The sequence below is a fragment of the Streptococcus mutans genome (assembly GCF_006739205.1).
Taxonomy (GTDB): domain Bacteria; phylum Bacillota; class Bacilli; order Lactobacillales; family Streptococcaceae; genus Streptococcus; species Streptococcus mutans.
In genome coordinates this window covers 567,814-594,436 of the sequence record NZ_AP019720.1, presented here as the reverse complement: position 1 = coordinate 594,436, position 26,623 = coordinate 567,814, and the positions used below count along the sequence as shown (strand labels likewise).

Below are 26,623 nucleotides of genomic sequence, written 5' to 3'. Positions count from 1 at the left end.
ATCACAAACTTTCTAGCCAAGCTTCATCCTTAATTTCAATTCCTAAAGTTTTAGCCTTTTCTAATTTAGAACCTGCATCACTCCCCGCTATGACCAGACTGGTTTTTTTAGAAACACTTCCAGCTACATTAGCACCAAGACTTTGTAGTTTTTCTTTAGCTTGGCTGCGGGTCAAGTTTGCTAGTTTACCAGTTAAAACAATTGTCATCCCAGTTAAAGCAGCATCACTTGCTGTTTTTTTGCCGAGATAAGTCAAGTTCAAACCTGCTGTTTTTAACTCTATCAAAAGTTTCTGTGCGCCTGCTGTTGCAAAGTAAGTTTTTAAAGACTCTGCAATAACAATTCCCAAACCATCAATAGCAGCAATATCATCAAAATCAGCAGCAGCTAACTGCTCAAGACTCTCAAAGCGTTCCATAAGAAGTCTGCTCGCCTTACTGCCGACATGACGAATACCCAATCCAAATAAAAGTTTTTCGGCTGAATTGGCTTTGGAAGCCTGAATAGCCTTATAAAGCTTAGTTGCTGATTTTTCCTTGATCCCTTCGAGCTGCATAAGGTTCTCAGGAGTCAACTGATAGATATCAGCCACATCGCAAATGAGTTCTGCTGTAAATAATTTTTCAACAATAGCCGGACCTAATCCTATAATATTCATAGCATCACGACTAGCAAAATGAATCAATTTCTCCTTTAATTGGGCTGGACAGCGTGGATTAACACAGCGAAGAGCCACCTCATCCTCAAAATGGATCAGTTCACTCTGACAGGACGGACAGACTGTTGGAATTGGTAGCGGCACTTGCTGGTCACGTTTGTTTTCAACGACATGTAAAACTGCCGGAATGATATCTCCAGCCTTATAAACAACAACTATGTCACCAATTCGGATATCTTTTTCAGCAATATAGTCAACATTGTGTAAGGTTGCTCGGCTGACCGTTGTTCCTGCCAGCTGAACAGGTGTTAAATTAGCTGTTGGTGTCACAACCCCTGTTCGACCAACTGTCCAGTCAACCGATAAAATTTCTGCTGTTTTTTCTTCAGCTGGAAATTTATAGGCAATGGCCCATCTGGGTGCTTTAACTGTAAAACCGAGTGCCTCTTGTAAGGCCAAACTGTTCACTTTGATAACAACGCCATCAATATCATAGGCAAGTTCAGCCCTTTCCTTAGCAACATCTTCAATAAACTGCCAAATAGCATCCATTGAGGAGGAAATAATATGACGAGGATTGACTGTAAAACCGAGCTTGGCAAAACTTTCTAGTACTGCTTCCTGACTGCTGGCAGCTGTCGGACCAGCCTCTTGATAGATAAAGGTCGCCAATTTTCGTTTAGCCACAACCTTAGTATCCAATTGACGCAAAGTGCCTGCCGCTGCATTTCGCGGATTCGCAAATTCAGTCTCACCATTTTCCCTACGCTCAGCATTGATAGTTTTAAAGGAAGCTTTAGGCAAATAGCATTCCCCACGTACTGTCAAATCAATATTTTCAGGTAAATGCAGTGGAATATCTCGCACACGCTTAAGGTTCTCCGTGATATTTTCACCAACTGTCCCGTCTCCTCTGGTAGCCCCAACTCGTAAACGGCCATTGACATAGGTTAGAGAAATAGAAAGACCATCAATTTTCAATTCTGCTAAATAGTCAGCCTGCGGAAATTCTGCTTTAATACGCCTATCAAAAGCATCTAATTCTTCACGAGAAAAAGCATCTTGTAAAGAAAATAAAGGATACTCATGTCTATACTTTTCAAAACCATCTAAAACAAGGTCACCCACACGATGCGTCGGACTATTAGGAAGAATATCCTCTGGAAATTCTTTTTCAAGTTCTACAAGTTCACGATAGAGTTTATCGTACTCAGCATCTGAAACACTGGGATTATCTTTTGTATAATATTCTCTGGCATATTGATTAAGAAGCTGAACCAGCTCATTCATACGTTCTTTCATATTTCTTATTTTACCATATTTTCACTAGCTTTAACTAATTTTTAATTATAAAAGAAAAGGGAAAGCTTTATTTTAAAGAATTAAAAGCAGTGTAAAGAAAGAAAAGCAACTTTCACGTTTATTAGAATGATTATTAAGAGCTGATTTTTTCAAATCGGTTATAGGCAAAATCTTTATTGTCTCATAAAAAAATAATCTTCCGAAGAAGATTATCTTGTAAAATCTATATATTGGGCCAATTTATCAATCACAAGAGCTCCAAAAAGAGAGGAAATCAATTCTCCTACTGCTACAGTTATCCAAGTCAGTAAAAATGGCGTTTGGAGAACAAGAGAAATTTCCGCTGCTATCGTTACCATAAATATAGCGTAAAACACAGAAAAGTAAAAGAAGGCCTTATTAAAGAGGCCATTAAAAATGTATTCCTTTTTATACTTAGAAAAAAGGATCAGGCCTAATGTTACAAAAACTAAGGTTGAACCACCGCCGACAAAGACATCAAGAAGACCAATAGTCCCAAAAGTATTGGCAATCATACAGCCTAGAGTAACAGCAATGATGTATTTAGGATTATAGAAAGCTAAAAAATTAAGCATTTCTGAAAGCCGAAATTGTATACCACCATAAGAGATGGCATTTAACGGCGGAGTCGCAGTCAAGGCGACATATAAGGCCGCCACAATGGCGATATGGGCTAAATCACGAACAGTTAGTTGTTTCATTGTTTCTCCTTTAACGGATCTACCGTTTGTAATATGCTTGGTGAAAGGGAAATAAGCACCAAGGGTTGTCAGACAACTTATCCAGTATAGCATATTTTCAATTTTTTTGATATAGTAATCTTATGAAAAGATTACTACGCAATGAAACCCTAAAAAAGATTATTACCCATGAAACTTCCAAATATATTTTTTTCGGCATTCTGACTACCTTTGTCTATTTTCTAACACGGACGCCGCTCTTTTTCATTACTAAAGAAGCTACTCTTTCAGCAGTCATTGCTAATGTCACTTCTATTACCTTTGCCTTCTTTACCAATGATTATTTTGTTTTTAACCAAAAACGTCAAGGCTGGCTGAAACGTTTTATTCAATTTTTCATCGCCCGTCTATCAACCTTAGCACTTGATTTGCTGCTGGCCTTTTTACTTGTTGACAAGTTTCCGGGTATTATCGGCCGTTTTGTCAGAAACAATCATGATATGATTAATTTTATTGAAACCATTATTTCACAGTTTTTGATTATGGCAACCAATTATATCATCAGTAAATTCTTTATTTTTAAAAATAAAAAAGAGAGCTAATCAGGGCTCCCTACAACCAATCATTCCTTTTGTTAAAAAATTCAGTTCTGCAAAACAGGTACTGAATTTTTTTCTTCTGCAGTTAGAACCAACCATTCTCACGCGCAATACGGACTGCATCTGTTCGATTGTTGGCGTTAAGCTTGTTAAAAATAGCTGTCATATAGTTGCGGATAGTTCCATTGGACAAAAAGAGCTGCTCTGCTATTGTTTGATTGGAGGCTCCTTTAGCAACCAATTGTAAAACTTCTTGTTCCCGTTCACTAAGCGGATTGCTGTCAAAGGTTACCTCTTCAACTAACTCTGGTGAGTACTCCCGCTGACCTGAAAGGACAGTATAAATGGTTGCCATTAATTCACTGGCAGAGCGATCCTTAAGTACATAAGCATCAACATGGGCTGCTAAAGCGCGTTTGAAATAACCAGAACGTTTGAACGTTGTCACAATAATGACCTTAGTATCTTGGTGCTGACGAATCCACTCTAAAACATCCAAACCTGTTTTGATTGGCATTTCAATATCTAAAATAGCAACATCAACTGTTTGCTTACCAAGTAGCTCAATTGCCTCTTGACCATCAGCTGCCTGATAAATCTCTTCAACATCATCTTCCATAAGCAGTAATTGGCAGAGCGCATCTCGCAGCATGGATTGATCTTCAGCAACTAGTAATTTCATTGACGTCCTCCTTCATTTAGGTAAATAGTGACGACTGTCGGATTGTTGGAAGAGGTAACTTCAACTTCTCCATTGACCAGACCAAGCCGTTCACGAATAGAGTGCAATTCCTGACCTGTCAGCTCATCAAATCCAACACCATTATCCTCAACAGTTACTTCAATCCCCTCCTCCCCACGTTTGATCGTAATCTGACAGTCATCAGCCTGACTGTGCTTGATGACATTATTAGCCAGCTCCCGCAGAACCATGGTCATAGTAGACTGAGTAACAGGGGATAAGCTGTCCAAGTCCAACTGATTGTCAACAGATAGACTGATATCAGATAAACCAAAGAGACGCTCCATTTCAGTCAGCTCCTCCGACACTGTCCGATATTTGAGATGATTGACAAGTTCGCGCACCTCATGCATGGAATCATGACTGATTTGATTGAGCTCTTCTAGTTGCTTTTGCACGGCTTCGTACCGACCCTTTTTCATTTGCTTAAGCGCCAGCTCCGTCTTGAGACTCATCATGGCAAAGGTATGCCCCAATGTGTCATGTAAATCACGGCCGATCCGATTGCGCTCATTTTCAGCAGATAGGATATTGATGGTGCGGTTTTGCTCAACAATCTCTGCTTCCATTTTTTCTTGCAAACGTAAATGATTTTGGAAATAGTACATGCCAAATACAAAAATTGGAAGTGTGATGGACATCAAAAAGACAGCAATACTGTTCCTATGAACAATCCCATAAATAATGCCATTAATCCCCAGAAAAAAAGTGACCAGAGAAAAGGATAAAAAGCGGTAAGACCGATAGCTGTCTCCAAACCGCCAAACCAATAGATTGACATGATAAAAAAGAAACCACATCATAGCCCCTTCATAAGCTAGAGTCATAAAAGCAATGTAAGCCAGTGTGTAAAACCATAAGACCGCAATTACCCTATGATAGCTGGCCTTCAGCCGAACTAAAAGCAGATAGGCAGCTGTAAAACCAGCGGTTAAAATTAAAGTCCACATAGGATAATAGTTTGCCGCAGTACCTAAAATGGGAAAAGCGAGAAAGACTAGCCCTATATAATAAGGCAAGTCATTCTTTTGATGTCGTCTAAACACTTTCAACCTCTTGTTTTTGTTTAATGAATAGGGCAAGCCCTGCTACTATTATGGCATAAGCCAGTGTAATAAACAAGGAATTCCATGTCAGCTGACCTTTTTGAGCAAAATTGACCGCTAATTGGTTAACGTGATAAATGGGAGAAACTTTAGAGATAGACTGTACCCAGTCTGGAAACATAGTAATAGGCATCCAAGAGCCCCCTAGAATGGCTAAACCCAAAAAAGCAATATTCCCTACAATAGACATGATTTGTTCGGATTTAATCCGTTCAATCAAAAGCCCTAAAGCTAGAAAGACTAAGCTAGCCATTAATAACAGTAAACTTGTTCCTATCCAGCGAATCGGTGTCATTTCCACATGCCTAACAAAAGCACCAATCATAAAAGTCACAATAATAGAAACTAAAAAATTCAGCAAAACTCGAAAAATTTTTGACAGATAATATTTATAAATGGAAATCCTAGAATGTTCGAGATAGCTTAACCAATGATTAGTTTGGTCTTCCTTAAGCATATAAGGGAAAGAAAAGATTCCAAAACTCGACATAGAAAAGGCGGTCATAGTAATCATAAATGATCTGATAAAATCTGTCTGCCCTTGTGTTGTGTCATACATCTTCATTCCTGAATAAATAAGAAAGAAACCAACTGGCATCCCAACCGCCATGATGAACATGGGCCAAGTCCTCCAGGTCTTAATCCACTCAACTTTTAATAATGCTTTCATGCTTCTTCTCCTTTTGTCGAATCAAACAGGGTATTTAATAGAGTCTTATTTTGAATCTCAATCTCTGAAATACTGCAACCTTGTTTCTGCAATATAGACCATATTTGTTCCAAATCCTTGGTCATAAAGGTTACCGTATCCTGTTTTTCTTCTATGTCGTAGACCTTATCAAGACTATGAACTAGCTGAGCATAAGTAATAGATAAGGTTACTTGTTTTTCTTTATCCTCACTGCGCATGGCAAATGGGGTCGTATCCCGAATCAGTTGTCCTTGGTGCAAGACCAAAATGCGATCCGCTGTATGCTCCACTTCTTCAATATAATGAGACGAATAGAGAATGGTCGTTCCATTTTCTTTCAAATCATGAACAATCTCCCAGAAACGTTGCCGTGTGGAAGTATCCATACCTGCCGTTGGCTCGTCTAAAAAGAGAACCTTAGGTTTTCCAATCAGACAAAGGATAAAAGCCAAGAGACGACGCTGACCGCCAGATAATTTCCCAGCCAGTTGCTCATACTGCTGATCTGAAAACTGCAATAATTGCCTAATTTCTTCTTCAGTCAATGAATCATCTGCAATTTCCCTAAAGAATACAATCAATTCCTTAACTTTTAAGACAGAAGGGATTGTATTTTCCTGTAGGAGAACTGCTACCTGAGCTTTGGGCTTATTTTTTTGTCCTTTAAAAAGCACTTGACCTGAACTAGTCTTTATGTCTCCTAACATACAAGACATAAGGGTTGTCTTCCCTGCACCATTTGGTCCAATCAGCGCTATACAGTCGCCCTCATTAACCTCAAAAGAAATGTCCCTCAAAACTTTTTTCGCCTTAAATTGTTTGGATAAATTTGAAACGCTTATAACAGTGTTCGCCATATTATGCTCCTCCATATGATGTTTTCCAGTTTGATCTTAAATATCCAAATACTCGACAATCTCGCCATGCTGAACTTTATCAGCTAGTTTCTCAACAATGTCTTTGCCCAAGTATTTCGCAAAAGTTTTCAAATCATCCGCAACTTCAAAAACATTATTTTCCTCAACCTGATTGGGATCAAAACTTGAGTCTTCTTTGCCTTTATCCCAGTAATTCCAATTAATATCTGTCCGCTCATAGTAGACGTAATGCCTCTTTTTTGTTAAGTAAACCCTTTTCGAAATCAGCCTCTGATTGTTCTCAGATGTGACAGTATGAGAGTAGAGTTTATGCCCTTGAAAGACTTTGTAAGAACGAATGCCGCCTTTCAAAAAACTGAGTTTGATTTCTTCATAAGTCATTTTCTTTCCTCCCTGCGATTTTTTTAAAATAGGGAAAAATTCCATAAAACAGTGTCATACAAATGCCCATGAGTGCGTAAACATGCCATAGTGAGATGCCCGCAAAATAATCAGTCATCAAAGCCAAAATACTAACAAAAGCTACAATCACGATAAAAATGAGCAGTAATTTCAATGATCTCATGATCCCCCCTAATCCGTCAATTCTTTAATAAGCGATTTCGTTATCCCAATTAAAGCAGAAGCAGCAATCAGCAAGCCAATCATCAGTCCCAAGTGTGAAAAGATAGCCTCAAAGTGTAAGGTTTCAAAAATATCTGTAAAAATACTCAACCCTGCAAAAATAGTTGCGATGACAACATACACAATATAAGAAATTTTAATTTTCATAGTCCCTCTTCGTTTTCTTTATGATATGATTTTATCGAAAAACAGCAAGACATTTCAGCCCAGAATGTCATGACATCATATGACTTTTGTCATGTTTTAGACAAAAGAAAAAGACAAACCTCAACAAGAAGTTTATCTTCGGTTTGAAATAGCTTTTAATCGTCTCCTTTTTTTTCATCTTTGTTAAGAGTATGATGTCTGGATTGAATAATCGTAATAATATTACCTCTTCGAGGCTTGAATTCTTTGACATATTTTTTTTGGTAACTGGCATTTAAAACAGCCCCTAAAATCAGAATTCTAGCAAAGACAATAAACCACAGCATCAAAACAAACAAAGTAACGGAACCAAAAACACGTAAATTTTCCATGCTAGCTGTAGCATAGTTAATATAAGTACCAAATAAACTTGTCATGGTAAAAAAGAGAAAACTGGTAAAGATGGTTCCCGGCAAAATGTAGCGAATTTTTTTAATTCTGACATTAGGCAAGATATAATAGAGAACCCCTAAAGCAACGAAAAAGATGGCTGCTGTCACGGGCTGAGTCAAATTCATGAGAATATCATATAAATCTTGATTAAGAAAAGAATTATGATAAAGAAAGGTTAATACGGTTTTACCGAAGGTGGACAACATAATAGCAAGAGCCAAAAAGAAAATAACCAGCAAACTAGAAAAAATACCCACAATATGTCCTAAAATCAAATCACGGTGATTCTGGATACCATAAGATTTATTCATGGATTTCTGTAAAAAGGTCAGACTTTTTGACATAGTCCATAACCCTGTTACAATGGCTAACCACAAGAGACTGGTAGAGGGCTTATTAAAAATCCCTCTGACAATACCAGAAGTATTTTCATAAAGTTGTTCTGGTAGATTATTTTTCATGAAAGACAAAAGTTCCGAAGTATCAATATGAAGATAAGGAAACAAATTAGCCAGTAAAATCAAGAAAGGAAAGATGGTCAAAATCAAATAGTAAGCCACTGCTATACTGGACAGATCCATTTCAGAACTTTTATAATATTCTAAGAAATTCTGGACAAACTGGCTTGCCTGTAATTTTTCGATAATCTTTTTCACTGTCGCTCCTATTAATAAGTCCCTTCTTGACCCTGACTCGTTAGAATACGGGGACCGTCTTTTGTAATGACAAATTGATGCTCATACTGACAGGATAATCCGCCATCAAGCGTTTTGTGTGCCCAGCCGGTGTTCATATCAGTATCAATTTCCCAAGTGCCGGTATTAATCATGGGTTCAATAGTTAAGACCATACCCTCTTTCAAACGCAGACCACGTCCTGCTCTACCATAATGCGGTACATTGGGTTCTTCATGCATGGTTGGGCCAACACCATGACCAACTAAATCACGGACGACACCATAACCGTTGGCCTCAGCATATTCTTGAATAGCTGCTCCAATGTCACCAATACGATTGCCAACTACTGCCTTTTCAATTCCACGATAGAGACACTCTTTGGTCACTGCCATTAGATTCTTTACTTCTTGAGAAACATTGCCAACGGCATAGGCCCAGCAGGAATCAGCCACACCGCCACGAAAACTATCTGTATATTTTTTGACTTGAGCCACATTGTCAAAATTCAATTTTGAGACATCTAGGTCTTCTTTAGCAATGGGACCGCCAAGTACCATATCAACCTTAAGAAGATCGCCATCTTTCAAGATATAATGACGTGGAAAGGCGTGTGCAACTTCATCATTGAGTCCGCAGCAAGTTGCGTAGGGGTAATCCATAAGCTGCCCATCAACACCAATTTGTAAGGGAAGATAGTTCTCTTCCTTACAACGTCTGCGAACATATTCTTCAATTTTCCACATATCAAGTCCGGGTTTAATCAAATCACGTAAACCGATATGAATGCTAGCCAGAAAATCACCTGCCTCATCCATCGCTTCAATTTCACGCTGTGATTTTAACGTAATCATTTTTAACTCCTTAGTTTTTAATTCAATTTTGCTGTCACAACAGCCTTTGTAATCACTTGACTGCCATGGTAAATTTCAAAGTCAAGAGTCGCGCTCCGTCGATTTTCTGTAATAATTTTAGGATGTATTTTCAAAAGGTCATCAATTTGAACAGCTTGTAAAAAGTATAACATCATTTGCTCAATAATGATATTCTTTTTATGCTTCTGTGTCAAAACACGCATGGTAATGTCTTTTATAAATTCTGTCAAAACGCCATGAGCTAGATTCCCTGCAGAGTCAATCATAGCAGGTTCAACAACAAATTGAAAGCCGGTTCTTTCTTCCTGTAAATTGGCTGTGATTTGTTCACTATAGGTATGAGAACTGGTTCTTTGAAAGTTTTGCAGATTTTCCATAACCTGACGGCGCGTAATAACCCCCAAAAGGCTATAATCTTCCTTGACAACTGGCAGCATGTCAAAACCTTCAAAAATCATCTTCTGACTAATGTTAGCTAAACTAAGATTGGACTTAGCAACAACAGGATTTCTCGTCATTAATTGATTGAGAACCATATTAGGGTCCTTACCTGCCACATCACGCATACTGATAACGCCCACAACCATGTCATGGCTATTGATAATAGGATAGCGGACATGGTTGGTTTTTTTGATTAAACTGTTATAATCCCTAACAGTATCTGTATCATGCAAGAAACCATGATAAACTTTTTCCTGATAAACTTCATCTACGGTCTTAATATCTGTCTTAATACGAACATTGGACAGGGCTTGATTGATGATGGTTGCAACCGTAAAGGTGTCATAATTGGTGACCATCACTGGAATACCTAATAGATTAGAAGTATCAAGGACTTTTTCAGAAACTGAGAAACCTCCCGTCACCAAAATAGCATTTTTATTTTCCAAGGCCAAAAGTTGAATGTCTTCACGATCGCCAACAATTAAAAGACCATCATTTGTCAGATAACGATGAACATTATCAATTGTCATGGCGCCAATAGAAAACTTGCTGAATTCATGACCGAGACCTGATTCGCCCGAAACGACTTCAGACTCACTGATATTAGCAATTTCCTTATAAGTTAATTTACTGAGACGTACTCTTACCTTTTTCTCTACACGAATGGTACCGCTGCGTGGTCTTGTTTCAACAATACCGCGATTCTCAGCTTCTTTAATCGCACGATAGGCCGTTCCATCACTAACCTTTAAATGATTGGAAATACTTCTAACACTGACACGTTTCCCAACTGTTAGATTTTCTAAATATTCCAGAATATCTTGATGCTTACTCATAACTTTTATCACCTGCTTTTAAATCATATTTCAAATAATCACGCATTTTATGGGTGTATCTATCGCTTCCCTTAAATTGCCTAACCAATCTAAATCCCGCCTTTTCTGCCACTCTGGCACTTGCTCTGTTTTCTTTATGGACAATAATTTCTAAGTCTTTCAGATCGAGTTCTTGGAATGCCAGAAAGACAAGATTTTCAAGTGCTTCGGTTGCCAGCCCCTGTTTCCAATAATGACGATGCAAAAAGTAACCTATTTCAGCCCTCTTAGCTATTATATCTAGCTTGTCCAATCTAATAGCACCAATCATTTTATGATCCTGTTTGTTTTCTAAAGCCCAAATTCCTAAGGGATTTTTCATAAAATAATGAACCAACAAAAAGTCACTTTCTGCCAAATTTGCCTGACAAGGAAAAATAAATGCCAAATTCTGCGCATCTCTTGCTATTTCATAAAAATCTTTATGATCCTTAAAAGCAAAAGAGCGCATCAAAAGACGCTGTGTTTCAAATTCCGAAAAGCGTCCTAACTGTGTCCATATATCCATATTGTTATAATACAGTTTTTTAGCCTAATAGTCAAAGAAAAATTTTTAAAAGCAACTATAAAAAGGAAGTCCCATTCTTTTTGGTGAGTCTAGATTTCATCAACCCTTCATGATAGAACTATAAGCAGTTCTATCACTTTCACAACATAAAGCATTCATTTAGGGTGCTTTTTCGCCCTAGTACCATCGTCATCTACAAAGAATAACTGCCAATTGCCGCTGTGGTTACAGAAGTTTGAGATTGTCATATAAAATAGCCGTGATAGTTTGACGCAATGGTTGATTGGAACCTGCAATCTCCAATTTTAGATGCGTACCACCCCTCCTAAGTCTGATTGGCAAGAAAAGCCAATCACAATCACTAAATGAAATAGCTTTTTATTTGTTATAGAAAGATTTATAATAGGCTTATCGTAAACTTTTAATCGTTGAATTTCCTAGATAATATAGGAAGGTTCCTTGTATAGATTCAGTAAGGAGGCTTACTTATGTGGGCATTATTTGCATTTCTTTCCGCCTTATTTGCAGCATTAACCTCAATTCTTGCTAAAATTGGGATTGAGGACGTTAATTCAAACTTGGCAACTGCTATTCGAACTCTTGTAGTTGTCTTTTTGGCTTGGGGCATGGTCTTTTTAACAAAAGGTCAGACGGGTTTAGCTGACATTAGCAAGAAAAGCTGGACTTTTCTAATTCTTTCTGGTTTAGCAACAGGTGCCTCATGGCTGTGCTACTATCGAGCTCTTCAACTGGGTAAGGCATCAGAGGTTGTTCCTATTGACAAACTCAGCGTTGTGATTACCCTCATTCTTGCTTTTCTTGTTCTGCATGAAGACTTTAGCATAAAATCTTTGATTGGCTGTATACTGATTGGCGGCGGAACTTTGATGATAGTTAGTTAAGTTATACTATTAAAAATTCCATTCAATGATATTGAATGGAATTTCTTCGTTTTCATCTCTTTATAATAATATCTATAAAGTGCAAAACTAACGGAACAGCTGCGCCAGCTTTTCCTGATTTTGACTGTTAGTATAAGCTAGAATGTGATCCCCTTCCAATAACACAGTCTCTCCTTTAGGAATAATATTTTGTCCTTGACGATGAACAGATATCAAAACAACATCACTTGGGAAATTAATTGTTTTGACAGTCTTACCATGAACAGAAGCGCCTTTTGATAAAACAAATTCAACAATCGCATTTTCATCGTCATTTAATTTAAGTAGTGTTGCTGTACTTTCAATATTAACTTCATTGATAATCACACTAGCTAGCAGGCTGGCCTGACTAACACGACTATCCACCCCCATATCTGCATTAAAAAGCCATTCATTTTTAGGATTATTGACACGGGCAACAACTCGATCTACTGCGTAGTTGAATTTAGCAACGGTTGACCCTACAAGATTGATTTCATCTTTTCCCGTCAAATAAGCAACGGCATTCGCTGTTTCAACAGAACATTTTTCAAGTAAAATAGGACTGGTCCCATCTCCATGTAAGACCTCAGCTTGGGAAAATATTTGAAGGACTTGCTCAAAACGTTTTTGATCTCGCTCAATAATTGTTACTTGATGATGCGAATCCAATAATTGCTTAGCCACATAAGCTCCAACCTTGCCACAACCGATAATAATAATTTTCATAGCTTCTTCCTCCTCAGAAAATAAAGCGTTCTCTCAACTGATTAGCCGTATCAGAAGATGCAGCTAAATGGATAACATCTCGAGAGTGCAGTAGTGTTTCTCTATTAGGAATGAACGTCTCATTTTTTCGACTTAAGGCTATGACTCGCACTTCATGGATAGGGAGAACCTCTTCTATTTTCTTCTTATCCAACAAAGGAGGAATATTAAAACGTACAATCTCTACAGTAGAATGTCCATTCCCCAGACTCAAAACAGAATCAAAATGCTTAAAGGTCAGCAGGTTCTTGGTTCGTTCAATACCCCATTGTGTTGTTGCAATAACTTGAATGCCTAGCGCATTGTATAAATCAACTTTACTGGAATCATATAATCTGGCAATGACCTTAGGAACTTTGTAGATTTTTTTAGCAATACGGGCCACCAAAGCATTCGTATCATCACTATCTGTACAGGAAATTAAACTATCTGCATGCTCAATACCTGCTTTCACTAAAATTTCTCTATCAAAGCCAACTCCTACCAAAGATTGACCTGTAAAATGATCATCTAAAGCTTCCAAATAGTCTTCATCAATCGTAATAACCGTAACATCATTTTCTTCTTGACTTAATTGATTAGCCAAACCAGAACCTAAACGACCACATCCGACAATAATAATTTTCATAGCTACCCTCCTTTTGATAACAATGAGACCAATGAATTAGTGTTTTCTTCTCATATAAGCCTTACGAGCTTCCTCAATAAACAAAACTGGAATTGGACAGAGAATCAAATAGACCCAATGCCACACACCTATTGCCGCCGTGTTGAAGAGACCATGTAAAAATGGTAGGTAAGCTAAAAGACAGAATAAGAAAATTTCAAACATCATACCAAAATTAATGACCTTATTTGAAAAGAGTTTCACTTTAAAGATAGAGGCCTTTTCAGTACGTGTATTCATCACCATTCCCAACTGGCAAAAGATAATAGCACCAAGAGTCATTGTTGTTGCCTGCTGGTAGAGCTGACCTGATGACGCCAAATGCCCACTTAAACCGCCGCCAATAGCATAAGTAAAGAAGAAAGCTCCCATAGCAATAGCTGCTTCTAAAAGGCCATACCAAATAAAGGCCTTTATCAATAAACCTTTGTTGAGCAGACGGTCTGTTGGACGCCGAGGGGGACGTTCCATAATCCCATCTTCAGCTTCTTCGACGCCTAAACCAAGGGCAGGAATCATATCCGTTCCTAGGTCAATCGCTAAAATCTGCATAACGGTTAAAGGTAAAGGAATACCTCCTTTTGAAAAAAGAAAAGCTGCAGAAGGCACGGCCTCCGAGGTATTACTATTAAAGATATAAGTCAGGAATTTCCGAATGTTGGTATAGACAGCACGCCCCTCTTCAACAGCGCGTACAATAGAAGCAAAATTGTCATCTGTCAAAATCATATCCGCAGATTCCTTAGCAACATCTGTCCCTGTAATCCCCATTGCCACTCCAATATCAGCTTTTTTCAAGGCTGGGGCATCATTGACACCATCACCTGTTACAGCAACAACATGTCCCAAAGCTTGCAGATTGGTAACAACACGATATTTTTGTTCGGGCGCTACACGGGCAAAGACAACTTCATCTGATAAGGCCTGTTTCAAGTCATCATCTGACATATCTTTTAATTCTAGGCCAGTAACCACACGAGGATTTTCCCCTTGGACAATACCAATCCGTTTGGCAATGCTGACAGCTGTTAAACCATAATCTCCTGTAACCATGACAATACGAATGCTTGCCTTACGGCATAACTCAACAGCCGCTGCCACTTCTTCACGCGGAGGATCTGCCATAACCACTAAACCTTGAAAAACCATATCCTCTTCAATGACTTCTGGACTATAGTCAGACAAGGCTTTGGGAAGGTCAGCTACTTCTTCTAGATTACGATAGGCAACTGCTAAAACACGCAAACCTTGACGCGCATAATCATCATTAGCCGCTAAAATAGCTTCCCGATCTGTATCAGTCAAATCTCTCAGCTGACCATTCTCATAAACCTTGTTACAAAGCTCAGAGGTCTCTTTAGGAGCTCCTTTAGTAATTGAAATGAAGGACGAACCATTTACAGGTTGTTTTAGTCGATGCACAGTCGTCATTCGCTTACGGCTGGAATCAAACGGTAATTCTCTCACTCTTTGTGCCCAAGTTTCATTTTCAGTTAAGTCAATCCCTGCTTTTTCAGCCACAACATTTAAGCAGGCTTCTGTTGGATCTCCTAGAACCGTATAACGAGGATTTTCATCACTAGGTGCTAGAACACGTGCATTGGAACAAAGTGCTGCTGCTCTCAGCAAGAACTCTAAACCCTCTTCATTGGCAACTGTAACTTCCTGATTATTTCTTTCTAAATGTCCATCAGAAGCATAACCTTGACCTGTCACTTCGTATTCATGATTTAAAGTCCAAACATGGTTGACTGTCATTTCATTTTGGGTCAAGGTTCCCGTCTTATCAGAACAAATGACTGAGGTCGCACCCAAGGTTTCTACTGAAGATAATTTCTTAACCAAGGCATGCTCCTTGGCCATTCTCTGAACGGCCATGGCAAGGGACAAAGTAACTGTTGGCAAAAGTCCTTCTGGGATAAAAGCGACAATCATTCCCAGAGAAAAGATAAAGGCTTGGGCTAAAGGTTGTTTAACAAAGAAAACAGAAGCCAGCAAGAAAAAGATACCAATAGTTACCGCAATCAAAGAAATCTGCTTAGTTAATAAGTCCAATTCCTTTTGCAGCGGACTTTTTTCATCTTCCATTGATTGGGTCAAATCAGCAATTTTACCAAATTCGGTTGCCATTGCGATTTTCGTTACCACAACTTTGGCACTGCCATTTGATACACTAGTTCCGGCAAAAACCATATTTTTAAATTCCAAATTTTCCGTGTCTGAATCAAGAACAGGATAATTATTTTTCCGAACAGGATTGGACTCACCCGTCAAAGCAGACTGATTGACCTGCAAATCAGTAGAAAAGATAATACGCCCATCTGCCGAAATGGCATCTCCTTCCTCAATCAGCATGACATCTCCGGGAACCAGTTCTTCTGCTAAAATCTTACTCTCCTTACCATCACGGATGACTCTGGCGTATGAAGGGAGCATCTTTTTCAAGGCTTCAGTAGCCTGACTGGCCCGATACTCTTGGAAAAATGAGAAAAGACCATTAATAACATTAACAAGCCAAATGGCAATCCCCAATTCAATTGTCCCGCTAAAGAAGGCAACTGCACCGCCTGCCCAGAGCAAGAGTGCCATCATACTGGTAAAATTTTTAATAAATTTCAGCCAAACAGGCTCTCCCTTGACTTCATTCAACCGATTGAGACCATATAACTCTTGCCGCTTTTGAACTTGAGAAGCCTCAAGTCCATTTGAACTGGTTTGTGCAGCTTCATAAACATCATCAGATACAAGTTTTTCTATTCCCTGCATCGTTTCTTGTTCTGTGCTACTCATAACATATACCTCATTTGACCTCACATGTAAGATCAAGTCTTTCTTGCCTATATTATAAGCTTTTTTATAAAAGTTGTAACTCAAAAAGGCTAAAATTTTTCATTCATTTCATAAAATGGATAGCAGTGGTTTCATTCTAATTCTTATAAATCTACAGTCTCTCTATAAAAAAACGATTGAATTTCTATTCCAAATTTTAACTGAAATAGATTCAATCGCTTTTCTTTTTTAAGTGAGATGAGGCTAACATTTAGCTTCTATAAATTTCTTTTTACAAACTATGCCAAATGTCCTTATCGTATTGTTGGATTGTTCTGTCTGATGAGAAGAAACCAGCTTTAGCGATGTTTTGAATAACCTTTTTATTCCATACATTTTGGTCCTCATAATCAGCTAACATTTCTTCTTTCTTAGCAATGTATTCTTTCAAGTCAATCAGTGTCATGAACCAATCTTTATTGATAAGCTCATGGTAAAGACGTTCTAAACGTTCTTTTTTACCTAACGCAAGGACATCCTTACTAACGATGAAATCAACGGCTTCTTTAATGACTGCATTATTAGTATAATAATCCTTAGAAACATAAGTTCCCTTGTCATACAAATCAATAATGGTATCTGAATCCTTACCAAAAATGTAGATATTATCTGAACCGACAAGTTCAGCAATCTCCACATTGGCACCATCCATCGTACCCAGTGTTAAAGCACCGTTAAGCATGAATTTCATGTTACCTGTACCAGAAGCCTCTTTTGAAGCCAAAGAAATTTGTTCCGAAATATCAGTAGCAGGGATTAATTTTTCTGCCACAGTGACATTATAATTTTCAACAAGGAAGACATTAAGGTAAGGACTAACATCCGGATCATTATTGATAAGCTCTGATAAGCAAAGAATCAAATGAATAATGTCTTGGGCAATGGTATAAGCCGGTGCTGCTTTACCACCAAAGATCACAGTAATTTTACGTTTTGGAAGATTGCCTTTTTTGATTTCAAGATACTTATGAATAACATAAAGAGCATTCATTTGCTGACGTTTATATTCATGGAAACGCTTGATTTGCGTATCAATGATAGAATTTTCATCAAGGTTGATTCCCTTATTTTCCTTGAGATAGCGTTTAAGAGCTAATTTATTGTTAAATTTGATTTTTGCCAGCTGCTCATGAACAGTCTTGTCATCCGCAAAAGCCAATAATTTTTCAAGCTCAGTCGCATCTTCAAGATAACCTTCACCAATTAATTCTTTAATATAGGCTGCCAAGTCTTGATTGGCAAATTCCAACCACCGACGGAAAGTGATCCCATTAGTCTTGTTATTGAATTTTTCAGGATAAATATCATAGAAGGGTTTCAATTCACTGTTTTTCAAAATATCAGTATGGAGAGCAGCAACTCCGTTAACACTGGTTGAAAAATGAATATCCATGTGAGCCATGTGAACCCGATCATCTCTATCGATAATTTGAACAGCATCATCCTTATACTGACTGCGAACGATACGGTCTAGATGTTCAATAATGGTTACCAAATGTGGGACAACTTCATTTAAATATTCCAAAGGCCATTTTTCAAGAGCTTCTGCTAAAATCGTATGGTTGGTATAACCAATCATATTTTTCACAATATCTACAGCTTCATAGAAATCTAAACCATGTTTTTCATTCAAGAGACGGATAAGCTCTGGAATAACCATTGATGGATGGGTATCGTTGATTTGCACATAGGCATAATCAGCCAAGTCATGCAGATTTGAACCGCGCTCAAGCGCTTCGTCAATCAAGAGCTGAGCTGCATTTGAAACCATGAAATATTGTTGATAAATACGCAGCAATTCCCCATTTTTATCAGAATCATCAGGATAAAGGAAAAGAGTCAGGTTTTTCTTAATTTCAGTCTTATCAAAAGTAATACCATCCTTAATCAAGCCATAATCAAGACCATCAATATCAAAGAGATTTAAGTAATTCTTACTATCCTTGTGATAGCCCAAAATATCAATACGATCTAATTTTGACTTAAGCGTAAAATCACGGAAAGGCACATCATATGAAATAGCCGTTGGCACTAGCCAAGAATCATCTTCAATCCAGTAATTGGGTTCAGCTTCCTGCTGATTATCACGAAAAACTTGCTTAAAAAGTCCGCAGTGGTAATTAAGTCCAACACCTTCACCATTAATACCCAGCGTTGCCATCGAATCAATAAAACAAGAAGCTAAGCGTCCCAAACCACCGTTACCAAGTGATGGTTCTAATTCCACATCTTCTACTTGGCTGATGGACTTACCAGCAGCAGCTAATTCATCCTTAACGGTCTTATAAAGACCTAAATTTATCAGATTATTTGACAGTAATTTCCCAATCAGGAACTCAGCAGAGATATAATATACTTTACGTTTAGACGTATTTTTAGGCATGTCTTTGGCAGCCTCTTTGACAAAGTGCAAAAGCTGAACATAAATAGCTTCATTGCTTAATTGTTCCAAATTTTGACCGGTTTTTTCTTGGACATACTTACTGAATTGTTTTGTTTTTTGTGTCATTTTCTTCATTTCCTCTTTGATAAAGTTTCGTTAATTTACTTAAAAAGTTTATTTTATCTTGTGTTAAATCTTTTGCTCTCATCCGCCATTGCCAGTTACCGCCGATTGTTGATGGGGTATTCATTCTAGAGCTGGCTGGCTTATTGAGCAAATCCTGCATGGTTAAAATAGCTGTATTGCTGACAGTTGAAAAGAGCAGTCTAAGCATAGCCTGATTAACCGGCTCAATTGGCTTACGATTAGTATAAGCATCCACAAATTCTTCTTGCTCAACAGTAAGACGATCATACCAACCATTGACAACATCATTATCATGCGTCCCAATATAAGCAACACTATTTTGAACATAATGGTGGGGAATATCAACACTGCGGCCGCTTAAATCATAGAAACCAAATTCTAAAATTTTCATGCCTGGAAAACCTGTTTCTTTTAGAAGCTGTCTGGCTCTATCATCTACGTAACCCAAATCCTCTGCAATAATTGGCATATCGCCCAAAACATTTTGAACAGCCCTAAAGAGAGCAATACCAGGTCCTGGATGCCAGCTGCCATTTTTTGCAGTTTTGGAATTACCTTTAATTTCCCAATAATCTGAGAAACCTTTAAAGTGATCTATCCGTAAGATATCATAGATCTTAAAACTTTCTTGAATACGATAAATCCACCAAGCAAAACCTGTTTCTCGATGCTTTTTCCAATCATAAATAGGATTTCCCCACAACTGACCCTCATCACTAAATTCATCGGGCGGACAGCCAGCAACCGACAAAGGCTGCAAGTCATCATCCATCTTAAAGAGTTCAGGCATAGTCCAGACTTCAACACTGTCTTTAGCTACATAGATAGGCATATCGCCAATAATTTTGATATTATTTTTATTAGCATAAGCTTTCAGCGCCAGCCATTGTTCGAAGAAGAAGTACTGTGTAACCTTATGGTAGCTAATTTCATCGGCCAACAAATGACGATAACGTACCAAACGCTCCTCATCACGGCGAATAGCCTTTTTATCGCCCCACTCTTGCAAAGACTTATTGCCAAAATGCTCCTTGATGGCCATAAATTCAGCATAGTCATCAAGCCAAGTTTCATTTTTTTCTTCAAACAAAGCTAATTTTTTCAGATTAGTCTTGTCTGCCAGAAAATTGATAACAGCCTTTTCCAAAATTGGCCGACGTACTTTAAATAATAGAGCATAATCAACAATTTCTTCGTCTTCTCCAAAAGAAACAGAATTATAGTCATCCTCGTCCAATAAGCCAGCTTCTTGTAATTTCTTAAAATCAATAAAATTCACATTACCAGCAACGGCAGAAAAAGATTGGTAAGGAGAATCACCATAACTCGTTGTCGTTAAGGGTAAGAGCTGCCAATATGTTTGACCTGTTTTTTTTAGGAAATCAACAAAATCATAAGCTTCCTGCCCAAAAGTACCAATTCCAAATTTTCCCGGTAGAGAACTGATATGCATCAGGATACCACTTGCGCGTTTTTCCATATAGTCTCCTCGCTTTTTTATTATCATTCATAGAAAAAGTATAACGCAATCGTTTGCATAAGTCAAGAATTTTTTCAAAAAATAAAAAAAGCTTAGAAATTAAGCTTCTAATCTCTAACTTTTTTTAAGATTACGGACACTCTCACGTTTTTTCAAAGTAAAAGGAACGATTACTTTCTGATCTTTTGATTGACGCTTTTGCACTTTTTCCAACAAACAATTCAGACTCGCTCTTCCTAAACGATTAACATTAATATCAAATGTTGTTAAATAAGGATGCAAAATAGTGGCATAACTGGAATTATTAAAAGACACAATAGACATATCTTCTGGTACAGCTATACCATAATAAGATAAAAATTGAATAATCCGAAGAGAAACGACATCCCCAATAATAAGGAGAGCCGTTATTTTTTTTTTCTGAACAGTTTTAACAAAGGCTTCTAGCGTGCTAGCTTGTTTAGAATCAAAAAGAGCACTGTCATATGACTGTAAACCTAATACTTGCATTCCCTTTTGATAGCCGATAAAACGCTCAATATAAACATCACTTTCTTGATCATTTGTGACAAATAAAATCTGCTTATGCCCTTTTTGATTGAGGTAAGTCACAGCAGTCTCAGCCATTAATTGGTTATCATTATCAACATAGGTCGTTTCATCTTTATAATCAACTGGAGCACCGACAATGACAAAAGGAATTTTATTTTTGATCAGATATTGACGTACAGGATCCCTTCTTTCTGAGTAAAGCACGATAAAACCATCCACTCGCCCTTGCCGATACATGAGCTGTACCTGATCTTTTAGATCCGTCAAAGTATTACTGGTCGCAATCGAAACTGTGAATTTATTACGGCTTGCTTCATTATTAATAGCTGCCAATATTTCCATGAAAAAGGGTTCGCTTAAACGATCTGGACTTGTTAAAGGCGGGAAAACAACACCGACACAGTGAGTCAAGCCACTAGCCAGCATTTGAGCAGCTAAATTAGGCACATAACCTAAATCTGTCATAGCCTGTTGAACCCTATCTTTCGTTTTTTGCGAAATGGAGGAACTGTTTTTTAAAACCCGACTGACAGTAGAAGGATTCACACCTGCCTCTTTTGCAACATCCTTAATAGTAACCATATACTTTTCCTTTATTTTAATGAATCTATTTTACAACAGTTCTGCTCTGCTTGCAAGATTGTTAACCTTTTATATTTTCTAAGAATCAGATATTAACCAGATTGAAGAAAAAGTCTTTCTTTGAGACTTTCCTTATAAAGTAATTTAATATCTTGATGAAATTTTAAAAAAACTTGACAATTTTCGCAAACGATTGCATAATATTATTGTAACAAAAATTACAAAGAAATTTCAGGAGGAAATCGCTATGAAAACATGGCAAAAAATTGTCGTTGGCGGTGCAGGCCTTATGCTTGCAAGCAGTATTCTTGTTGCCTGTGGATCAAAGGATTCAAAATCAAGTGCATCCGATCCCAAAACCATTAAACTTTGGGTTCCAACAGGAGCCAAGAAATCTTATCAAAGTATTGTTCACAAATTTGAAAAGGATTCTAACTATAAAGTAAAGATTATTGAATCTGAAGACCCAAAAGCTCAGGAAAAGATCAAAAAAGATCCTAGTACTGCTGCAGATGTTTTCTCGCTGCCGCATGATCAGCTGGGCCAGTTAGTTGACTCTGGTGTTATCCAAGAGATTCCTCAAAAATATTCAAAAGAAATAAATAAAAATGAAACACAGCAGGCTGCAACAGGAGCTATGTACAAAGGTAAGATTTATGCTTTTCCTTTTGGAATCGAGTCTCAAGTACTTTACTATAATAAATCAAAACTCTCAGCTGATGATGTCACATCATATGAGACTATTACCAGCAAGGCAACTTTCGGAGCAAAATTCAAACAAGTTAATGCCTATGCGACTGCACCACTTTTCTATTCAGTAGGTGATACACTCTTTGGTAAAAATGGCGAAGATGCCAAAGGAACTAACTGGGGAAATGATGCTGGTGTATCTGTTTTGAAATGGATTGCCAGTCAAAAAGGTAACGCTGGCTTTGTCAATCTTGACGATAACAATGTCATGTCTAAATTTGGTGATGGTTCTGTAGCTTCTTTTGAATCAGGTCCTTGGGATTATGAAGCCGCACAAAAGGCAGTTGGCAAAAACAACCTCGGTGTTGCGGTTTATCCAACAATAAATATTAATGGTCAAGAAGTTCAACAGAAAGCTTTCTTAGGTGTTAAACTCTACGCTGTTAATCAAGCTCCTTCTAAAGGAAATACCAAACGTATTGCTGCTAGTTATAAATTAGCTTCTTACTTAACAAGTGCTGAAAGCCAAGAAAATCAATTTAAGACAAAAGGACGCAACATCATCCCATCTAATAAGACCGTTCAAAACTCTGATACAGTCAAAAATCATGAACTCGCACAGGCTGTTATCCAAATGGGATCTTCTTCAGATTATACTGTTGTTATGCCTAAACTCAACCAAATGTCAACATTCTGGACGGAAAGCGCAGCTATTCTTAGTGATACTTACAATGGTAAAATTAAAGAAAGTGATTACCTTGCTAAATTAAAACAATTTGATAAAGATTTAGCAGCTGCTAAATAAAACATCATAAGTGAGGGGATTAAATCTTCTCACTTATTCTTTTAACTGAATTAATAATAAAGTAAAGGAGATAAATATGATTCAGTCATCTTCTCATGATCAGTTATCTGTACTTGAAACTTTTAAAAAGGGCGGGATAGATATCAAATTATCGTTTGTCATCATGGGATTTGCCAATTTGATGAATAAGCAATTCATAAAAGGCCTCCTCTTTCTATTAAGTGAGATAGCTTTTCTAATTGCTTTTGTCACACAGGTTATTCCAGCTTTTTCAGGCTTACTCACTCTCGGTACTAAAACACAAGGGATGCAAGAAAAAATTGTGGATGGCGTTAAATTACAGGTGGCAGTTGAAGGCGATAATTCGATGCTGATGCTCATTTTTGGATTAGCCTCACTAATCTTTTGTTTGGTTTTTGCCTACATTTATTGGTGTAATCTTAAAAGTGCCAGAAATCTCTATATGTTAAAAAAAGAAGGACGTCACATTCCATCTTTCAAAGAAGATTTTATGACTTTGGCAAACGGCCGATTCCATATGACTTTGATGTTTATTCCTTTGATTGGTGTTCTTCTTTTTACCATTTTGCCACTCGTTTATATGATTTGCCTGGCCTTTACCAATTATGATCACAATCATCTTCCGCCTAAATCCCTTTTTGATTGGGTAGGGTTGGCTAATTTTGGTAATGTTTTGAATGGCCGCATGGCTGGAACCTTCTTCCCTGTCCTTTCTTGGACACTTATCTGGGCTGTTTTCGCAACTGTGACAAACTTTCTTTTTGGAGTCATCTTGGCACTTATCATCAATGCCAAGGGATTAAAATTGAAAAAAATGTGGCGGACTATCTTTGTTATTACCATTGCTGTGCCGCAGTTCATTTCACTTTTGCTGATGAGAAATTTTCTTAATGATCAAGGTCCGCTCAATGCTTTCCTAGAAAAAATTGGCCTGATTTCTCATTCTCTGCCATTTCTATCAGATCCTACTTGGGCAAAATTTTCAATTATCTTCGTTAATATGTGGGTTGGTATACCTTTTACCATGTTAGTCGCAACAGGAATTATCATGAATCTTCCGAGTGAGCAAATTGAGGCTGCAGAAATTGACGGCGCTAGTAAGTTCCAAATTTTTAAATCCATCACTTTCCCGCAGATTCTTTTAATTATGATGCCATCTTTAATCCAGCAATTTATTGGAAATATCAATAATTTCAATGTCATCTACCTTTTAACCGGTGGCGGACCAACTAATTCACAATTCTATCAAGCAGGCAGCACAGACTTATTGGTCACTTGGCTTTATAAACTAACAATGAATGCTGCAGACTATAATTTAGCTTCCGTTATTGGTATCTTTATCTTTGCCATTTCAGCTATCTTCAGTCTTTTAGCTTATACGCATACAGCATCATACAAGGAAGGAGCTGTTAAATAATGAAAAGAAAAAAACAACTTCAGATCGGCTCTACCTATGCTTTACTGATTCTCTTATCCTTCATTTGGCTATTTCCGATCGTTTGGGTTATACTGACGAGTTTTCGCGGTGAAGGCACAGCTTATGTTCCTTATATTATTCCAAAAACGTGGACTTTAGATAATTATATTAAATTATTTACCAATTCTTCTTTCCCATTTGGTCGCTGGTTTTTAAATACCTTAATCGTTTCAACAGCCACTTGTGTTCTGTCAACTTCTATCACAGTGGCAATGGCTTATTCGCTTAGCCGTATTAAATTTAAACACCGTAACGGCTTTTTAAAATTAGCTCTTGTTCTGAATATGTTTCCGGGATTTATGAGTATGATTGCAGTTTACTACATTCTAAAAGCACTCAATCTCACCCAAACATTAACATCTCTTGTTTTGGTCTATTCTTCAGGAGCTGCCTTAACTTTCTATATCGCTAAAGGCTTTTTTGATACGATTCCTTATTCATTGGATGAATCAGCTATGATTGATGGGGCCACGCGTAAAGATATTTTCTTAAAAATCACTCTGCCGCTATCTAAGCCCATCATCGTTTATACGGCCCTGTTGGCATTTATTGCCCCTTGGATTGACTTTATTTTTGCTCAGGTTATTCTTGGAGATGCCACCAGCAAATATACCGTAGCGATTGGACTCTTCTCTATGCTTCAAGCTGATACCATTAATAATTGGTTCATGGCCTTTGCAGCAGGTTCTGTACTGATCGCCATTCCAATCACGATACTTTTTATCTTCATGCAAAAGTATTACGTTGAAGGCATTACTGGCGGATCTGTTAAATAAAAAAGAAAGTAAGGAAACGATATTATGACAACTTTAAAACTTGATAACATCTACAAAAGATATCCCAATGCAAAGCATTATTCCGTTGAAAATTTTAATCTTGACATTCATGATAAAGAATTTATTGTCTTTGTCGGTCCTTCAGGATGCGGAAAGTCAACCACTCTTCGCATGATTGCTGGGCTGGAAGATATTACAGAAGGCAACCTTTATATTGATGATAAACTCATGAATGATGCCTCTCCTAAAGATCGCGATATTGCTATGGTTTTTCAAAATTATGCTCTTTATCCTCATATGAGCGTTTATGAAAATATGGCTTTTGGCCTAAAACTTCGTAAATACAAAAAAGATGATATTAATAAACGTGTACACGAAGCTGCTGAAATTCTTGGACTGACAGAATTTCTTGAAAGAAAGCCTGCGGACCTCTCTGGCGGACAGCGGCAGCGGGTTGCTATGGGACGTGCTATTGTCCGAGATGCTAAGGTCTTCTTAATGGACGAACCTTTGTCAAATTTAGATGCCAAACTTCGAGTTGCCATGCGAGCCGAAATCGCTAAAATTCACCGCCGCATTGGGGCAACGACTATCTATGTTACCCATGACCAAACAGAAGCCATGACCTTAGCAGATCGTATTGTTATCATGAGCGCTACTCCAAACCCAGATAAAACCGGCTCTATCGGTCGTATTGAGCAGATTGGAACACCACAGGAACTCTACAATGAACCTGCTAATAAATTTGTTGCTGGCTTCATCGGAAGCCCCGCTATGAATTTCTTTGAAGTGACCGTTGAAAAAGAGCGTTTGGTTAACCAAGATGGTCTAAGCCTTGCGCTTCCTCAGGGACAGGAAAAAATTCTCGAGGAGAAAGGTTATCTTGGTAAAAAAGTTACTTTAGGTATTCGACCAGAAGACATCTCAAGTGATCAAATTGTCCACGAGACTTTCCCAAATGCCAGTGTTACAGCTGACATACTAGTATCAGAACTTTTAGGCAGCGAAAGCATGTTATATGTCAAATTTGGCAGTACTGAATTTACAGCTCGCGTCAATGCTCGTGACTCTCACAGTCCCGGAGAAAAAGTACAATTAACCTTTAATATTGCTAAGGGACACTTCTTTGATTTAGAGACTGAAAAACGAATCAATTAATAAAACAATCCTATGTGTCTGTTACAAATGCTGTCTCGTTTTGAGATGGACTAAAAAAACAGCCTATCAAGCTGAATGTTTTTAATCAGCTTGATAGGCTGTTTTATAGTTG

25 protein-coding genes and 1 riboswitch are annotated in these 26,623 nt (G+C 37.7%); of the genes, 6 read left to right on the top strand and 19 right to left on the bottom strand.

Annotated elements, in window-relative coordinates:
* Position 1: 1 nt before the first annotated feature.
* Complete coding sequence (gene ligA / locus FNL60_RS03265; RefSeq protein ID WP_002268549.1) at positions 2-1,960, bottom strand: NAD-dependent DNA ligase LigA; 1,959 nt, start codon at positions 1,958-1,960, stop codon at positions 2-4.
* A gap of 209 nt (positions 1,961-2,169) precedes the next feature.
* Positions 2,170-2,682 (bottom strand): QueT transporter family protein, encoded by a 513-nt coding sequence (locus FNL60_RS03260; RefSeq protein WP_002262956.1) that lies wholly within the window; start codon positions 2,680-2,682, stop codon positions 2,170-2,172.
* A riboswitch (PreQ1 riboswitch) is annotated at positions 2,680-2,776 on the bottom strand. Its footprint overlaps the gene before it by 3 nt.
* Before the next feature lie 28 nt (positions 2,777-2,804).
* Here FNL60_RS03260 and FNL60_RS03255 point away from each other — a divergent pair.
* Complete coding sequence (locus FNL60_RS03255; RefSeq protein WP_002262957.1) at positions 2,805-3,263, top strand: GtrA family protein; 459 nt, start codon at positions 2,805-2,807, stop codon at positions 3,261-3,263.
* An 82-nt stretch (positions 3,264-3,345) separates the two neighbouring features.
* On the opposite strand, the gene FNL60_RS03250 is transcribed toward FNL60_RS03255, so the two are convergent.
* From FNL60_RS03250 to FNL60_RS03200, 11 genes are all read right to left on the bottom strand, one after another.
* Positions 3,346-3,942 (bottom strand): response regulator transcription factor, encoded by a 597-nt coding sequence (locus tag FNL60_RS03250; protein WP_002262958.1) that lies wholly within the window; start codon positions 3,940-3,942, stop codon positions 3,346-3,348.
* Entirely contained in the window at positions 3,939-5,048 is a 1,110-nt protein-coding gene (locus FNL60_RS03245; RefSeq protein ID WP_002273067.1) for a sensor histidine kinase, read from the bottom strand. Before FNL60_RS03245 ends, FNL60_RS03250 begins: the two co-directional genes overlap by 4 nt.
* Positions 5,041-5,778, bottom strand: a complete 738-nt coding sequence (locus tag FNL60_RS03240; protein ID WP_002262960.1) for an ABC transporter permease — start codon at positions 5,776-5,778, stop codon at positions 5,041-5,043. The genes FNL60_RS03245 and FNL60_RS03240 overlap by 8 nt, the downstream gene beginning before the upstream one ends.
* Positions 5,775-6,656: an ABC transporter ATP-binding protein gene (locus tag FNL60_RS03235; protein ID WP_002279966.1), complete on the bottom strand. Its 882-nt coding sequence runs from the start codon at positions 6,654-6,656 to the stop codon at positions 5,775-5,777. The genes FNL60_RS03240 and FNL60_RS03235 overlap by 4 nt, the downstream gene beginning before the upstream one ends.
* A 36-nt stretch (positions 6,657-6,692) precedes the next feature.
* Positions 6,693-7,058: an EXLDI protein gene (locus FNL60_RS03230; protein WP_002279965.1), complete on the bottom strand. Its 366-nt coding sequence runs from the start codon at positions 7,056-7,058 to the stop codon at positions 6,693-6,695.
* Positions 7,048-7,242, bottom strand: coding sequence for a hypothetical protein (locus tag FNL60_RS03225; RefSeq protein ID WP_002262963.1), 195 nt, complete (start codon positions 7,240-7,242; stop codon positions 7,048-7,050). Before FNL60_RS03225 ends, FNL60_RS03230 begins: the two co-directional genes overlap by 11 nt.
* An 8-nt stretch (positions 7,243-7,250) precedes the next feature.
* Positions 7,251-7,448, bottom strand: a complete 198-nt coding sequence (locus FNL60_RS03220; RefSeq protein WP_002279964.1) for a hypothetical protein — start codon at positions 7,446-7,448, stop codon at positions 7,251-7,253.
* 155 nt (positions 7,449-7,603) lie between these two features.
* On the bottom strand, positions 7,604-8,536 hold the full coding sequence (locus FNL60_RS03215) for a YihY/virulence factor BrkB family protein (RefSeq protein WP_002262965.1): 933 nt from the start codon (positions 8,534-8,536) through the stop codon (positions 7,604-7,606).
* Between the two features lie 11 nt (positions 8,537-8,547).
* On the bottom strand, positions 8,548-9,408 hold the full coding sequence (locus FNL60_RS03210; protein WP_002264842.1) for a methionyl aminopeptidase: 861 nt from the start codon (positions 9,406-9,408) through the stop codon (positions 8,548-8,550).
* A gap of 17 nt (positions 9,409-9,425) precedes the next feature.
* The gene (spxR, locus tag FNL60_RS03205) at positions 9,426-10,709 is read right to left on the bottom strand and encodes a CBS-HotDog domain-containing transcription factor SpxR (protein WP_002262967.1); all 1,284 of its coding nucleotides are present in this window, start codon (positions 10,707-10,709) and stop codon (positions 9,426-9,428) included.
* The gene (locus FNL60_RS03200) at positions 10,702-11,256 is read right to left on the bottom strand and encodes a GNAT family N-acetyltransferase (RefSeq protein WP_002264843.1); all 555 of its coding nucleotides are present in this window, start codon (positions 11,254-11,256) and stop codon (positions 10,702-10,704) included. The genes spxR and FNL60_RS03200 overlap by 8 nt, the downstream gene beginning before the upstream one ends.
* Positions 11,257-11,744: 488 nt before the next feature.
* Here FNL60_RS03200 and FNL60_RS03195 point away from each other — a divergent pair, with 488 nt between their 5' ends.
* The gene (locus FNL60_RS03195; protein WP_002264844.1) at positions 11,745-12,158 is read left to right on the top strand and encodes an EamA family transporter; all 414 of its coding nucleotides are present in this window, start codon (positions 11,745-11,747) and stop codon (positions 12,156-12,158) included.
* Between the two features lie 87 nt (positions 12,159-12,245).
* Here the strand turns inward: FNL60_RS03195 and FNL60_RS03190 are convergent, their stop codons facing one another.
* From FNL60_RS03190 to FNL60_RS03165, 6 genes are all read right to left on the bottom strand, one after another.
* Complete coding sequence (locus FNL60_RS03190) at positions 12,246-12,905, bottom strand: potassium channel family protein (protein WP_002262970.1); 660 nt, start codon at positions 12,903-12,905, stop codon at positions 12,246-12,248.
* A 13-nt stretch (positions 12,906-12,918) separates the two neighbouring features.
* On the bottom strand, positions 12,919-13,572 hold the full coding sequence (locus FNL60_RS03185) for a potassium channel family protein (protein ID WP_002262971.1): 654 nt from the start codon (positions 13,570-13,572) through the stop codon (positions 12,919-12,921).
* A gap of 36 nt (positions 13,573-13,608) precedes the next feature.
* Entirely contained in the window at positions 13,609-16,401 is a 2,793-nt protein-coding gene (locus FNL60_RS03180; protein ID WP_002279963.1) for a cation-translocating P-type ATPase, read from the bottom strand.
* Between the two features lie 271 nt (positions 16,402-16,672).
* Positions 16,673-18,949, bottom strand: a complete 2,277-nt coding sequence (locus tag FNL60_RS03175) for a glycogen/starch/alpha-glucan phosphorylase (RefSeq protein ID WP_002273865.1) — start codon at positions 18,947-18,949, stop codon at positions 16,673-16,675.
* The gene (gene malQ / locus FNL60_RS03170; protein ID WP_002264847.1) at positions 18,921-20,450 is read right to left on the bottom strand and encodes a 4-alpha-glucanotransferase; all 1,530 of its coding nucleotides are present in this window, start codon (positions 20,448-20,450) and stop codon (positions 18,921-18,923) included. The genes FNL60_RS03175 and malQ overlap by 29 nt, the downstream gene beginning before the upstream one ends.
* Before the next feature lie 114 nt (positions 20,451-20,564).
* A complete protein-coding gene (locus tag FNL60_RS03165) occupies positions 20,565-21,584 on the bottom strand; it encodes a LacI family DNA-binding transcriptional regulator (RefSeq protein WP_002266161.1) in 1,020 nt (339 codons plus the stop codon).
* A 247-nt stretch (positions 21,585-21,831) separates the two neighbouring features.
* On the opposite strand from FNL60_RS03165, the gene FNL60_RS03160 reads away from it, so the two are divergent.
* The 4 genes from FNL60_RS03160 to FNL60_RS03145 all read left to right on the top strand — a co-directional run bounded on the left by FNL60_RS03160 (position 21,832) and on the right by FNL60_RS03145 (position 26,511).
* Positions 21,832-23,079, top strand: coding sequence for an extracellular solute-binding protein (locus FNL60_RS03160; protein ID WP_002279962.1), 1,248 nt, complete (start codon positions 21,832-21,834; stop codon positions 23,077-23,079).
* A 76-nt stretch (positions 23,080-23,155) separates the two neighbouring features.
* Complete coding sequence (locus tag FNL60_RS03155) at positions 23,156-24,517, top strand: carbohydrate ABC transporter permease (RefSeq protein ID WP_002262977.1); 1,362 nt, start codon at positions 23,156-23,158, stop codon at positions 24,515-24,517.
* Positions 24,517-25,353, top strand: a complete 837-nt coding sequence (locus tag FNL60_RS03150) for a sugar ABC transporter permease (RefSeq protein WP_002279961.1) — start codon at positions 24,517-24,519, stop codon at positions 25,351-25,353. Before FNL60_RS03155 ends, FNL60_RS03150 begins: the two co-directional genes overlap by 1 nt.
* Positions 25,354-25,377: 24 nt before the next feature.
* Positions 25,378-26,511 carry an ABC transporter ATP-binding protein gene (locus FNL60_RS03145; RefSeq protein ID WP_002262979.1) on the top strand — a complete coding sequence of 378 codons (1,134 nt, stop codon included), beginning with the start codon at positions 25,378-25,380 and terminating at the stop codon, positions 26,509-26,511.
* The last annotated feature ends 112 nt before the right edge of the window (positions 26,512-26,623 follow it).

What these genes read in the sequence shown, in the direction of transcription:
- FNL60_RS03220 (WP_002279964.1), bottom strand. Translation starts at nt 7,448, where the DNA reads ATGAAAATTAAAATTTCTTATATTGTGTATGTTGTCATCGCAACTATT.
- FNL60_RS03200 (WP_002264843.1), bottom strand. Translation starts at nt 11,256, where the DNA reads ATGGATATATGGACACAGTTAGGACGCTTTTCGGAATTTGAAACACAG.
- FNL60_RS03195 (WP_002264844.1), top strand. Translation starts at nt 11,745, where the DNA reads ATGTGGGCATTATTTGCATTTCTTTCCGCCTTATTTGCAGCATTAACC.
- FNL60_RS03165 (WP_002266161.1), bottom strand. Translation starts at nt 21,584, where the DNA reads ATGGTTACTATTAAGGATGTTGCAAAAGAGGCAGGTGTGAATCCTTCT.
- FNL60_RS03240 (WP_002262960.1), bottom strand. Translation starts at nt 5,778, where the DNA reads ATGAAAGCATTATTAAAAGTTGAGTGGATTAAGACCTGGAGGACTTGG.
- FNL60_RS03160 (WP_002279962.1), top strand. Translation starts at nt 21,832, where the DNA reads ATGAAAACATGGCAAAAAATTGTCGTTGGCGGTGCAGGCCTTATGCTT.
- FNL60_RS03255 (WP_002262957.1), top strand. Translation starts at nt 2,805, where the DNA reads ATGAAAAGATTACTACGCAATGAAACCCTAAAAAAGATTATTACCCAT.
- FNL60_RS03180 (WP_002279963.1), bottom strand. Translation starts at nt 16,401, where the DNA reads ATGAGTAGCACAGAACAAGAAACGATGCAGGGAATAGAAAAACTTGTA.
- FNL60_RS03230 (WP_002279965.1), bottom strand. Translation starts at nt 7,058, where the DNA reads ATGACTTATGAAGAAATCAAACTCAGTTTTTTGAAAGGCGGCATTCGT.
- FNL60_RS03260 (WP_002262956.1), bottom strand. Translation starts at nt 2,682, where the DNA reads ATGAAACAACTAACTGTTCGTGATTTAGCCCATATCGCCATTGTGGCG.
- spxR (WP_002262967.1), bottom strand. Translation starts at nt 10,709, where the DNA reads ATGAGTAAGCATCAAGATATTCTGGAATATTTAGAAAATCTAACAGTT.
- FNL60_RS03145 (WP_002262979.1), top strand. Translation starts at nt 25,378, where the DNA reads ATGACAACTTTAAAACTTGATAACATCTACAAAAGATATCCCAATGCA.
- FNL60_RS03190 (WP_002262970.1), bottom strand. Translation starts at nt 12,905, where the DNA reads ATGAAAATTATTATTATCGGTTGTGGCAAGGTTGGAGCTTATGTGGCT.
- FNL60_RS03175 (WP_002273865.1), bottom strand. Translation starts at nt 18,949, where the DNA reads ATGACACAAAAAACAAAACAATTCAGTAAGTATGTCCAAGAAAAAACC.
- FNL60_RS03185 (WP_002262971.1), bottom strand. Translation starts at nt 13,572, where the DNA reads ATGAAAATTATTATTGTCGGATGTGGTCGTTTAGGTTCTGGTTTGGCT.
- malQ (WP_002264847.1), bottom strand. Translation starts at nt 20,450, where the DNA reads ATGGAAAAACGCGCAAGTGGTATCCTGATGCATATCAGTTCTCTACCG.
- FNL60_RS03235 (WP_002279966.1), bottom strand. Translation starts at nt 6,656, where the DNA reads ATGGCGAACACTGTTATAAGCGTTTCAAATTTATCCAAACAATTTAAG.
- FNL60_RS03150 (WP_002279961.1), top strand. Translation starts at nt 24,517, where the DNA reads ATGAAAAGAAAAAAACAACTTCAGATCGGCTCTACCTATGCTTTACTG.
- FNL60_RS03210 (WP_002264842.1), bottom strand. Translation starts at nt 9,408, where the DNA reads ATGATTACGTTAAAATCACAGCGTGAAATTGAAGCGATGGATGAGGCA.
- ligA (WP_002268549.1), bottom strand. Translation starts at nt 1,960, where the DNA reads ATGAAAGAACGTATGAATGAGCTGGTTCAGCTTCTTAATCAATATGCC.
- FNL60_RS03225 (WP_002262963.1), bottom strand. Translation starts at nt 7,242, where the DNA reads ATGAGATCATTGAAATTACTGCTCATTTTTATCGTGATTGTAGCTTTT.
- FNL60_RS03155 (WP_002262977.1), top strand. Translation starts at nt 23,156, where the DNA reads ATGATTCAGTCATCTTCTCATGATCAGTTATCTGTACTTGAAACTTTT.
- FNL60_RS03250 (WP_002262958.1), bottom strand. Translation starts at nt 3,942, where the DNA reads ATGAAATTACTAGTTGCTGAAGATCAATCCATGCTGCGAGATGCGCTC.